Annotated in this window: 8 protein-coding genes; 4 read left to right on the top strand and 4 right to left on the bottom strand. The window is 69.3% G+C overall.

Features of this window, described 5'->3' with window-relative positions; genetic code table 11:
- Window positions 1-87: 87 nt before the first annotated feature.
- The 3 genes from FV233_RS05480 to lptF all read right to left on the bottom strand — a co-directional run bounded on the left by FV233_RS05480 (window position 88) and on the right by lptF (window position 5002).
- A complete protein-coding gene (locus FV233_RS05480) occupies window positions 88-2667 on the bottom strand; it encodes an LPS-assembly protein LptD (protein WP_147896864.1) in 2580 nt (859 codons plus the stop codon).
- A gap of 78 nt (window positions 2668-2745) precedes the next feature.
- Window positions 2746-3834 carry an LPS export ABC transporter permease LptG gene (lptG, locus tag FV233_RS05475; RefSeq protein WP_147856110.1) on the bottom strand — a complete coding sequence of 363 codons (1089 nt, stop codon included), beginning with the start codon at window positions 3832-3834 and terminating at the stop codon, window positions 2746-2748.
- A gap of 7 nt (window positions 3835-3841) precedes the next feature.
- Window positions 3842-5002 carry an LPS export ABC transporter permease LptF gene (gene lptF, locus FV233_RS05470; protein WP_147856111.1) on the bottom strand — a complete coding sequence of 387 codons (1161 nt, stop codon included), beginning with the start codon at window positions 5000-5002 and terminating at the stop codon, window positions 3842-3844.
- 183 nt (window positions 5003-5185) lie between these two features.
- Here lptF and FV233_RS05465 point away from each other — a divergent pair, with 183 nt between their 5' ends.
- The 4 genes from FV233_RS05465 to msrP all read left to right on the top strand — a co-directional run bounded on the left by FV233_RS05465 (window position 5186) and on the right by msrP (window position 10622).
- On the top strand, window positions 5186-6697 hold the full coding sequence (locus FV233_RS05465) for a leucyl aminopeptidase (RefSeq protein ID WP_147896863.1): 1512 nt from the start codon (window positions 5186-5188) through the stop codon (window positions 6695-6697).
- Between the two features lie 348 nt (window positions 6698-7045).
- Window positions 7046-7672 (top strand): hypothetical protein, encoded by a 627-nt coding sequence (locus tag FV233_RS05460; protein WP_147896862.1) that lies wholly within the window; start codon window positions 7046-7048, stop codon window positions 7670-7672.
- Window positions 7673-7774: 102 nt separating this feature from the next.
- A complete protein-coding gene (locus tag FV233_RS05455) occupies window positions 7775-9529 on the top strand; it encodes an AMP-binding protein (protein WP_238262164.1) in 1755 nt (584 codons plus the stop codon).
- A gap of 139 nt (window positions 9530-9668) precedes the next feature.
- Window positions 9669-10622 (top strand): protein-methionine-sulfoxide reductase catalytic subunit MsrP, encoded by a 954-nt coding sequence (gene msrP, locus FV233_RS05450; RefSeq protein WP_147896861.1) that lies wholly within the window; start codon window positions 9669-9671, stop codon window positions 10620-10622.
- A gap of 159 nt (window positions 10623-10781) precedes the next feature.
- On the opposite strand, the gene FV233_RS05445 is transcribed toward msrP, so the two are convergent.
- Window positions 10782-11672: a LysR family transcriptional regulator gene (locus tag FV233_RS05445; protein ID WP_147854249.1), complete on the bottom strand. Its 891-nt coding sequence runs from the start codon at window positions 11670-11672 to the stop codon at window positions 10782-10784.
- Window positions 11673-11777 lie beyond the last annotated feature (105 nt).

Genomic DNA, 11777 nt, shown 5'->3' with positions numbered 1-11777 from the left:
CCCCCTTCGGGGGCCACCCTCCCCCGCAGAGGGGGGAGGGAGGGCGCACGTCGAGCCAGGACCGGCTCCCCAAAGAATCCCAAAAAACTACCGCACGGTGGCGATGCCGTCCGCGGTGGTGGCGGTGCCGACGTTCTGGCGCAGATCCGCTTCGCCCAGCGTCTTCAGCTCGAGGCGGAGCAGCACGGTCTGGTTGCGCTCGCGGACGCCGGTCGCGGTGGCGATCGGCGAGTTGATGTAGTTGAGCGAGATCGTCGTGCACTCGTCCTGGTAGCCGCCGCCGAAGCTCGCGCCGGAGAGGTAGAACCGGCCCGGATTCTGGTAGGTCGGCACCGTTCCGATCGGGTTGGCGAGGTAGGCCGAGAGGGCGTCCGTGTAGGTGTTCCGGATATCGAGGTAGTGGGTCAGGTCCACCAGGAGCGAGCCGGAGACGAACCAGTTCGGCGTGATGTTGTAGGTGGCGCTGGCGGTCACGCCCTCGCGGTAATGGCTGTAGCCGAGCAGCGGCTGCGCCTCGTAATACGAGTAGAACGCCGAGACGGTGAGCGGCAGGAACGGTGCGAACCGCGCCGTTGCGCCGGTTTCGAGCCGGGCGACGTGGAAGTCGGACTGGTCGAACCGCGCGCGGGTGATGAACGTGATGTTCTGGTTCGGCGAGACCTGGAACCGCCCGACGAAGTCGGAGCGCCGGGTCTCCAGGCCGGAATCCAGCCCGACATTGGCGATGTCGCCCCGGCGGAACGAGTTCACCCCGGCGAGCTGGATGGACTCGCCGAACATCACGTTGGTGTACCAGCCCGAGGGCGTCACCACGGAATACTGGCCGCCGAGATTGGTGCGCACGCCGCCCTCGACCCGGTCGTAGCCGGAGAACTTGTCCCACTCGAACAGGGAGGTGTCGTCGAACACCAGGCTCTGGGCGTCCTCGTTCGGCAGGCGGCCGATCCGGGTCTCGGACGGGCGCGCGATGATCTGGCCGATCGGCTCCAGGGTGTGGACGCCGAGCGCACCGAAATTGGCGACGAACGGGTAGCGGTAATCGAGCCCGACCGCCGGCATCACCCGGCCGGCGAAGCCGTCGTCGATCTTGGCGACCTGGGGGGCGAGGTCGTTCTGGTAGCCGGAGAAGCTCGGGTTGGTGAAGAACGCGTCGGTGCGCAGATACGCGAACGGCGTGAACTTCTGGCCCCAATCGTCGATGAAGCTCCGGCGCCAGGACAGTTCCGCCGAGGCGCGGGTGTTGGTGCCGGCGAGCCCGTCGATGGCGCACAGGCCGCGCTGGAACACCGTGCAGGTCTGGTAGAGCGGGAAGCTGACGCCGTTCACGCTCGGCGAGAACAGGTAGCTCGAGGTGCGGGGCAGGCCCTGGAACTGGGTGGTCTCACGGGTCAGGCTGGTGATGTTGGCCTGGAACCGGACCTCGCCGCCGATCTCGGCCGGGCCGTTGACGCGCTTGTCATAGTCGATCACCGGCGCAACGATCGGCTGCTGCTTCTGCCAGTCGAAGCTCGACAGGCCCTTGAAGTAGTAGCCGCGCGCCTCGAACCACGACCGGTCGCCCTGGCCGACCAGGTAGGCGGTCGAGGTCGCCTCGCGGAAATAGTCCGTGGTGATGTTCTGGTTGCGGATCCGGTAATTGTCGAGGAACCACTTGTCGGTGACGCCGACGAGGTCCCAGCCGGTCCGCCAGCGGTCGTTGATGTAGAACCGCCCCTGCGATTCCACCGAGCCGCGGAAGTCGCGCTCGCCGGCGCCCAGCGGGCTCGGCAGGAACGCCGACGGGGTCGTCTGCGAGATGCCCGACAGGCGGATGTTGTAGAAGCCGTTGTCGATCCGCTGGCGGAACTCGGCTTGGCCGAGCACGCCCTGGCGGCTCAGCAGGGTCGGAGTGATGGTCAGGTCGTAGTTCGGCGCGAGGTCGACGAAGTACGGCAGCGACACGCCCCGGCCGAGCGCCGTGGTCGAGATGAAGCGCGGCGTCAGGAAGCCGGTCTTGCGCTTCACGGTCGGGTCCGCCGCCTCAAAATAGGGCAGGTAGGCGACCGGGATCCCGGCGATCTCCAGGGTGGAATCGTCGAAGTAGATCGTGTGGGTCTGGTTGTCGTGGATGATCTTCTTGGCGCGGATCTGCCAGAGCGGCGGCGTCTCCGGGTTGTCCTTGCACGGCTCGCAGGCGGTGTAGCTGCCGGACTCGAAGCTGGTCTGCTCGCCGTTCAGGCGCTCGGCCCGGGGGGCGGAGAAGCGCGTCCGCACCGTCTCGGTCCGCCGCTCCACGGTCTGCTGGCCGCGGAACGCATCGACGAAGCCGGTCTTGAAGTCGTCTGTCAGCTCCATGCGCGCGCCGGTCACGACGCCGCCATCGGCCTCGGTGAGGCGGACGTTGCCCTGGGCGAAGACCCGGCCGGTGCCGCGGTCGTAGCGCACGCTGTCGGCCTGGAGGGTCCGGGGACCGAAATGAAGCTCGGCGTTGCCGCGCGCGGTCACGGTGTTGTGGTCGTTGTCGTAGATCAGCTCGTTGGCCTCGACCAACAGCTTGTCGCCCGGCTTGCCGAGCTTCGGCGTCGCCATCCCCTGGGCATGCGCCAAGACGCCCCCGGCCAGCGGCGCGGCGAGCGCCAGCGCGGCCAGGAGGGCCGTCTTCCGCAGGATGTGGGCGACCTTACGCAACGCGCGACCCAACCCCTGTGACGTGATCCGCCACCAACCTCACACACCCGTCTCCCGTCCCGCGATGGTTCACGGGCGTCAGCCGTCTTCCTGGTACAGAAGCGTAAGCGTACCGAGAAGACTGCCTACCACGGCCGGGAACCACGCCGCCACCGGTGCGGCGACGAGTCCGGACGCGCCGAGCCCCTCCATGACCTGTCGGACCACGTAGAGAGCGAAGCCCGCCGCGACGCCGCCGAGGACGAGTTTACCGACCCCACCAAAGCGGAAGAACCGTAAGGAAACGGTTGCGGCCACGATCACCATAGCGAGGAACAGGACCGGCCTGGCCCACAGGACATCGTACTGAAGACGGTATCGGGTGGCGTCGAGACCGGCCCGCTCGGTCCGCGCGATGGTTGTGGGAAGTTGCCAGAAAGGCACAGATTCCGGGGGGGTGAAGCGCTGCCGGACCTGCCCGGGGTCCAGGTTCGAGGCGATCAGGTAGGTGTCGAACGACTCAGGCGGCGCGTCCGGGGCGAGCACGCGGGCGTCCGACAGCGCCCAGTAGCCGTCGTGGAGGGTGGCCTCGGCGGCCACGATCTGCTCGGCGAACTTGCCGGCCTCGTCGAAGGTGAAGACCGAGACCCCCGCCAGGGTCGTGGTACCCTCGATGGCGGTCTCGGCCCGGATGATCGCCTCGCCGTCGAGGCCGCGCTGGCGGATCCAGAGATCCTTGCCGGACCCCGCCTTGGTCGACTTGGCGAAGATCTTGGCCTCGATCTCGGTGGAGCGCTGCTTCAGCAGGGCGGAGACCGGGTTGTAGATGCCGACTGCCACCGCCCCCAGCGCCAGGGCCACGAAGAAGCCGGGCTGGAGGAACTGCCAGGCCGAGATCCCGGCCGCGCGCGCGACCACCAGTTCGAGCTTTCGCGAGAGCTGCAACAGGGCCGCCATCGAGCCGAACAGCACCGCAAAGGGCAGCACGCCCTCGGCCACCGCCGGGGTGCGGTAGAGCGAGAGCAGCGCCATCAGCCCGGTGGAGGCGCCCTCGGCCTCTCCGGCCCGGCGCAGCAGCTCCACGAAGTCGAGGGTGTAGACCAGCGCGAACACGGTGACGAAGACGCCGAGCACCGTGCGGGCGAACCGGGCGGCGAAGTAGCGCCCGAGGGTCGGACCGATCAGCATCGCAGGCTCAGCGTGCCGGGGCGAGGCGCGGGGCGCGGATCAGGGCGCGCACGGCGCCCGCCACCGCGGCGTTGAAGGCGCGCACCCGCGGGCCGAAGAAGATCAGCAGGCCCGACAGCGCGATCGCCAGGAGCGGGACGCCGTAGATCGCCGCCACCGCCCCGGCGCTTCGTGCAGCCGCGCTCACCGCGGCGAAGCCCGCGATCCGCAAGCCCACCACGGCCAGGATCGCCCCGGCGACCGCGAGGCCGCGGCCCTGCCGGGTGGTGCGGGGATCGCCGAGCGCCGCGAAGGCGATGAACACCAGGGCCAGCGGGTAGAGGCAGGCCGACAGCCGGTCGTGCAGCTCGGCCCGGAACCGGCCCTTCTGCAGCTTGTAGTAGCCCTCGGTCTGGTCGGGGAATAGCAGCTGCGAGGTCGAGCGCTCGCGCGGCTTGTAGATCGTGTCGGCATCCGGGGGCGCGAAGGCCGCGAGGTCGATCGTGTAGCGCTCGAAGGTCAGGATCGAGGAATCGCGCGAGTCCTTCTGCTGCTGGTGGACGCTGCCGTTCTCCAGGACGAGGAAGCTCTGCCCGTCGATGTCGACGGCGTTGCCGCGGTCGGCGAGGTAGACCTTGGTCTTCCCGGCCTCGCGCCGGTCCTGGATGAACAGGCCCTTGAGCACGCCGCCGGGCCCGCGCTCGCGGAAGTGGAAGGTGATGCCGTTGTCGAGCTGGGTGAACTGCCCCTCCTTGACGACGTTCGCGATGAAGTCGCCCCGGACCCGGGTGATCACGTCGCGCAGCTCCTGGAAGCTCGCGGGCATCACCACCACCACTAGGAACCCCACCAGGAAGCTCACGATCAGCGCCAGGGTCAGGAACGGCCGCAGCAGCGCGCGGGGCGGCATGCCGGCGGCCGCCATTACGATCAGCTCGGAATCGCCGTTGAGCTTGTTCAGCGCGTACACGGCGCCGATGAACAGCGCCACGGGCGCGATCACCACCACCAGCGTCGGCAGCGACAGGCCGGTCACGAACAGGAAAACCAGGAGGGTCTGGCCCTTGGCGGTCACCAGATCGAGCTCGCGTAGGGCCTGCGTCAGCCAGATCGTGCCGGTGAGGCCGATCAGGCACGCGAGGCTCGCGCCCAGGGCGATCCGAAAGATGTAGCGCTCGATCTGCCTCATTGGCCCGGCAGTTCCGCCCGTCCTCTCGCGCCCTCATGGGCCAGGGACCCGACAAAAGGGGCGATTCCAGGGCTGCTGCGCCGCGTTGCGTTTGCCGCCTCAGCGGCTACACAAGGCGGATCACGCCCCGCGGCATGGCCCGAGCGTGGGAACGGCTGCGGAACATTGGGCAGGACGACGGGTATGGCGGACGGTATCGAGATCGGTTTCGGACCCCTGGAGCAGAGCGGCCAGGGCCCGGGGGGATCGGGCGATCTCGTGGTGTTCGTCGGCGACGACCTCGCCCTCGGCTCGGCGGCCCGGGCAGCCCTCGGCGCCGCGGGCGCCGACCTCGTGGCGAAGGCTGCGGCCTCGGAAAAATTCAAGGGCCGCTCGCTCAGCGCCCTGAGCCTGCCGACGCCGGCGGGCGTCAACGCCGACCGGCTCGTCGTGGTCGGGCTCGGCTCCGAGAAGGACCGGGCCAAGACCGACTGGCCGGCGCTCGGCGGCTTCACCGCCGGCAAGGTCGCGGGCCGGGCGGCCCGGGTGGTGCTCGACTGGCCGGGCACGAATGTCAGCGCCGCGCAGGCCGGCGAGTTTGCGCTGGGCGCGCGCCTGCGCGTGTACGCGTTCGACCGCTACAAGACCAAGAAGAAGCCCGACGCCGAGGACAAGGGCGGCACCACGCTCACCCTCCTGCTCGCCGAGCACGGCACGGCCTCCCGCGAGGGCGAGGGCGCCCGGACCCTGTCCGAGGGCGTGATCCTGGCGCGCGACCTCGTGAACGAGCCGCCGAACGTGCTCTTCCCGGAGGAGTTCGCCCGGCGCGCCTCGGAATTGTCGAAGCTCGGCGTCGAGATCGAGGTGATCGAGCCGGCGCGTATGCGCGAACTCGGCATGGGTGCGCTGCTCGCGGTGGCGCAGGGCTCGGTCCGCGAGCCGCGCATCGTGATCATGCGCTGGAACGGCGGCCCCGCCGGCGAGGCGCCGGTCGCCTTCATCGGCAAGGGCGTGGTGTTCGATTCCGGCGGCGTCTCGATCAAGCCGGGCGGCGGCATGGAGGACATGAAGGGCGACATGGGCGGCGCGGCCGCCGTGGTCGGCGCGCTCCACGCGCTCGCGTCCCGCAAGGCCCGCTGCAACGTCGTCGGCGCCATCGGCATCGTCGAGAACATGCCCGACGGCGGCGCCTACCGCCCGTCCGACATCCTCACCTCCATGTCCGGCCAGACCATCGAGGTCATCAACACCGACGCGGAAGGCCGCCTCGTGCTCGCCGACGTGATCACTCACGTGGTCCGCAGCGCCAAGCCGAAGGCGATGGTCGACCTTGCGACGCTGACGGGCGCGATCATCGTGGCGCTCGGCCAGGACATCGCCGGGATGTTCTCCAACGACGACGCGCTGGCCGCCAACATCAACGCCGCCGGCGAGGCCACGGGGGAGAAGGTCTGGCGGATGCCGCTGATCCCCGCCTACGACAAGGCGATCGATTCCAAGTTCGCCGACATGAAGAACACCGGGGGCCGTCATGGCGGCGCCGCCACCGCGGCCTCGTTCATCAAGCGCTACGTCGAGGAGGTGCCGTGGGCGCATCTCGACATCGCGGGCGTGGCGATGTCGTCGAACGCCAGCGAGATCAACCGCAGCTGGGGCGCCGGCTGGGGCGTGCGCCTGCTCGACCGGCTGGTGCGCGACCATTACGAGGCGCGGTGAGGCGGATCATCGGTCTGAGCCGCCCAGCGTCGGAGATGCCGTCGATTGGTGCATCAACGACAGCAAGACAAACCCCTTTTGTCATTCCGGGGCGCCGCAGGCGAACCCGGAACCCATAACCGCCGACGAGGCCAGGTTTCGATCGGTCGGCGGCTATGGATCCCGGGCTCCGCTGCGCGGCCCCGGGATGACAAGGTGAGTGCTCAGGCGCCAGCGTGATCCGGGAGCCGGTAACGGAACAAATTTTTGATAGGGGCGCGCCCTGTGCAGTCCGTCGCGCGTGACAGGACTCATGTCTCTGTGAAAGCTACAAAAAGAACCCTTTTCGCTGCAGCCCCGATCCTGGCCATGCTCGCGGCGTTGGCGCTGGTGACCATCACCGGCTTCAGCCAGCGCTCCGCCGTGCCGGAGGCTTTCGAGCCCTGGATCTACGGCTACTTCATCGCCCGCTATCCGCTCTTCGCCTTCGCGCTCGTCTACGGGATCGCGCATCTCGCGACGGTCGCGGCGGGGCCGGGGCCGGCCTCCACCTTCCGAAGGATCCTGTTCGCGTCGCTCGGCACGGCGGCCCTCATCGTGGTCGGCCTGTACCCGACCTTCGGGGGCCTAGTCCTGCGCGGCGGCTACGCCACCGGCGGGATGGCGTTCCTGACCCATCAGCCCCTGTGGCTGGCCTACGGGCTCGGCGCCGGCGTCGCGGCGGCGATCTTCGGCGGTACCCTCGGCCTGTCCGCCCTGGCCGCCAACCGGCCCCTGCGCCCGCGCCTGCGGCGAATCGGGGCCGGATTGCTGGCGTACCTGGCGCTCTGGTTCGGCGCCTGCGTGATCGGGCTCGCGGTCCCGCTGGGATTCGGATCCTGGCCGCTCCGGGGGATGCGTCTCCCCGAGGCCGGCCTTGCCGCGCTGCTCCTCGTCGTCGCCGCCCTGCCGCACGTCGCCCTCACGACATTGAGCCGGCTACGTCGGGCCGCCTGACGGCGGCGCCTTGCTAGTGGCGGTGGGTTCGCCCACAGTCTGAGGGTTCTGCGTAGGGACGAGACCCGACCGTCGAGAGTCGGGCTCGCGGGAGACGACGCGATGCGCGAGGCCAGCGTAATCGAGCACGGTGCCACGGCACGCACGCACGGGTCCGAGATGGATCCGGCGTTCGCACAGCTTTCGCCCCGCCCCTGGCTCGCCGCCTACCCGCCGGGGGTTCCGGCCGAGATCGACGTCGACAACCTCGGCACCCTGGTCGACCTGTTCGAGACCAGCGTTGCGGCCTTCGCCGACCGTCCGGCGATGCTCTGCTTCGGCTCGACCCTGACCTATGCGGGCCTCGGCAAGCAGGCGCGCGCCCTGGCGGCCTGGCTGCGCGCCCAGGGGCTGGCGAAGGGCGACCGCGTCGCGATCATGCTGCCGAACGTGCCGGCCTACGCGGTGGCCCTGTTCGGCGTGCTCTCGGCCGGCGGGACGGTGGTCAACGTCAACCCGCTCTACACGCCCCGGGAATTTTCCCAGCAGATCAACGATTCGGGCGCGCGCTTCCTGATCGTCCTCGAGAATTTCGGTGCGACCGTCGCGGCAGCTCTGCCTGACGTGACGCTGGAGCGCGTCCTCCTGGTCGGCCCGGGCGATGGGCTCGGGCTCAAGGGTCAGGTCATTAACCTCGCCAGCCGCCACGTGCGCAAGGCCGTGCCGCCGTTCCAGTTGCCCAACGGGCTGGCGCTGCCGTTCACGACCGCCCTGCGCCGGGGCAGCGGCATGCCGCACGCCTCGGTGCCGGTCGGGCCGGAGGACCTGGCGTTCCTGCAATACACCGGCGGTACGACGGGCGTGGCCAAGGCGGCGATGCTCAGTCACCGCAACATCATGGCCAATGTCGAGCAGTCGCAGGTCTGGTTCAACGCGAAGGATCCGAGCATCCTCCGCTGCGCCGTCACGGCCTTGCCGCTCTACCATATCTTCGCGCTGACGGCCTGCTTCTTCCAGTTCATGCGCAACGGCGGATCGTGCCTGCTGATCCCCAATCCGCGCGACTGCGACGGCATGGTGAAGACCCTCAGCCGCCACCGCTTCACGTGCCTGATGGGCGTGAACACGCTGTTCAACGTGCTGATCAACCACCCCAAGATCGGCACGGTCGACTTCTCGAACCTCGACTTCGTCGTCGGGGGCGGGACGGCGGTGCAGCGGCCGGTGGCCGAGCGGTGGAAGGCGCTCACCGGCAACACCATCCTGGAGGGCTACGGCCTGTCGGAGACATCCCCGGTGGTGAGCGCCAACCCGCCCGGCATGACGGAGTTCTCCGGGACGATCGGGTTCCCGTTCCCGTCCACCGAGGTCTCGATCCGCGACACCTCCGGCAAGCCGGTTCCGCCGGGCCAGCCCGGCGAGATCTGCGTGCGCGGGCCCCAGGTGATGCGCGGCTACTGGAACCGCCCGGATGAGACCGCCCGAGCCATGACGCCCGACGGCTTCTTCCGCACCGGCGACATCGCCGTGATGGAGCCGGACGGCCAGATCAAGATCGTCGACCGGATGAAGGACATGATCCTCGTCTCGGGGTTCAACGTCTATCCGAACGAGGTCGAGGAGGTGCTGGCGGCCCATCCGGCGGTCCTCGAATGCGCGGTGGTCGGCGCGCCGAGCGAGGAGACCGGCGAGATGGTGGTCGCCCACGTGGTCATGAAGGATCCGGCGGTCTCCACCGACGCCCTGCGGGCACATGCCCGCACCCAGCTCACCGGCTACAAGGTGCCCCGCCGGGTGGTGCTGCACGACGCCCTGCCCAAGACCAATGTCGGCAAGGTGCTGCGCCGGGTCCTGCGGGACGAGACGCCGCCCGGTTGAGCGGGCCCGCGGCGGATCGTCGTCGGCCGCGCACGTAACCGTCTGTCCCGATCGCCGAATGGTGAGACTGCGGCGGTTGTACCCCTGTCGGTGCCGACCGATCTGTGGGTTGTTCGCGCGGGACAGGCGAGGAGAAGCGATGTTGATCCGGAGCAGGCGCGGGTGGGAGATCCCGGAGACCGAGGCCACGCCCGAGGCCGTCTTCCTGAACCGCCGGGCGCTGCTCGGCGCCGCGGCCGGGTTGGCCGCCGGCTCCGTCCTGGGCGGCCGCTCCGCTCTCGCGGCCGCGGGTGATGCGGCGCTCTACCCGGCACCGCGCAACCCCGCCTACACGCTGGACCGGCCGTTGACGCCGGAGCAGTTCAGCGGTGCGTACAACAACTTCTACGAGTTCGGCACGTCCAAGACGGTGCTGCCGGCCGCCAACGCCCTCAAGACCCAGCCCTGGACGCTGAAGATCGACGGCCTCGTGGAAAAGCCGTTCGAGATCGGCGTCGAAGACCTGATCCGGAAGATCGGCCTGGAGGAGCGGCTGTACCGTCACCGCTGCGTCGAGGCGTGGTCGATGTCGGTGCCGTGGACGGGGTTTCCCCTGTCGAAGCTGGTGGCGCTCGCCAAGCCCGCGTCCGGGGCGAAGTATATCCGCTTCGAGACCTTCATGGACAAGGCGATGGCGCCCGGCCAGCGCGCATTCTTCTACCCCTGGCCCTACACCGAGGGGCTGACCCTGGCCGAGGCCGGCAACGACCTCGCCTTCGTGGTCACCGGAATCTACGGCAAGCCGCTGCCGAACCAGTTCGGCGCGCCGATCCGCATCGCGGTGCCGTGGAAATACGGGTTCAAGTCGGCGAAGTCGCTGGTGAAGATCTCCTTCACCGCCGAGCGGCCCAAGACCTTCTGGGAGGGCCTGCAGGCCTCGGAGTACGGCTTCTGGGCCAACGTGAACCCGGCGGTGCCGCATCCGCGCTGGAGCCAGGCCTCCGAGCGGGTCCTGGGCACCGACGAGCGGGTGCCGACGCTGATCTACAACGGCTACGGCGAGCAGGTCGCCGGGCTGTACAAGGGGCTGGAGGGCGAGCGGCTGTTCCTGTGAGGGACGGGCCGGGACGCTGAAGAGGGGGGGATTGCCAAGGGCGTCCGGTCCTTTGCCTCCGGTCCTTTGGCGGACTCCGTCGGATCCGCGGGGCTCTGCCCCGCACCCGCAAAAGGTCGGGGACCTTATGAAACCGCGCCCTTCAGGGAGGGTGGCCGGTCAGTAGGTCCAGCGCTGCGCCTTCGAGACCAGGAAGTCCCTGAACGCCTGCACCCGGGCGACCGAGCGCATCTCCTCGGCATAGACCAGGTAGCTCTCCAGGCTCGGCATCTCGGTGTCGCGCAGGACCTGGGTGAGCTGCTGGTCGCCGTCCACCGCGTAGTCTGGCAGGATGCCGATGCCGGCGCCGGCTTCCATGGCCCGCTGGAGCGCGCCGATGTTGTTCACCGTCAGGTGGACGCTGCGCCGGTCGCGGCCCTCGCGCCCGGCATCGGCCAGCCAATGGGCCGCCAGCAGATAGGACGGCTCGTTGCCGCCGAACGAGACCAGGCGGTGATTGTCCAGTTCCTCGATGGTCTTGGGCTCGCCGAAGCGCTTGACGTAATCGACGCTGGCGAACGCGTGGTAATGCACCGTGAACAGCCGGCGCTGGATCAGGTCCGGCTGGGCCGGGCGGCGCATGCGGATCGCCACGTCCGCCTCCCGCATGGCGAGGTCGAGTTCCTCGTTGGTCAGGATCAGCTCGATCCGCACATCCGGATAGAGGTCCAGGAACTCGCCGACCCGTTGCGACAGCCACGAGGTGCCCAGCCCCACCGTGGTGGTCACCTTAAGGTCGCCGGTCGGCCGCTCGGATGTCTCCACGAGGCGGGCCCGGGTGTTCTCCAGGCGCAGCTTCATGTCCCGGGCGGCGCGGAACAGCAGGTCGCCCTGCTCGGTGAGGATCAAGCCGCGGGCGTGACGGTGGAACAGCGGCGCCTTCAGCTCGCGCTCCAGGGCGCTGATCTGACGACTGACCGCCGATTGGCTGAGGCCGATATCGTCGCCCGCCTTGGTGAAGCTGCCCGCCTCAGCGACGTTCAGGAAGATCCGGATCTTGTCCCAATCCAAGGCGAGAACCCCCACCACCGCGAATCCGCATTCGATGCGCGGCCCGCGCCGGGCCGGTGCTGCATCAGGCGTATCACCGGGCGATCCGCACGCCGCCGACGCCGC

This window comes from Methylobacterium sp. WL7, from assembly GCF_008040085.1.
GTDB lineage: Bacteria > Pseudomonadota > Alphaproteobacteria > Rhizobiales > Beijerinckiaceae > Methylobacterium > Methylobacterium mesophilicum.
This window is presented reverse-complemented; position numbering and strand designations above follow the sequence as displayed.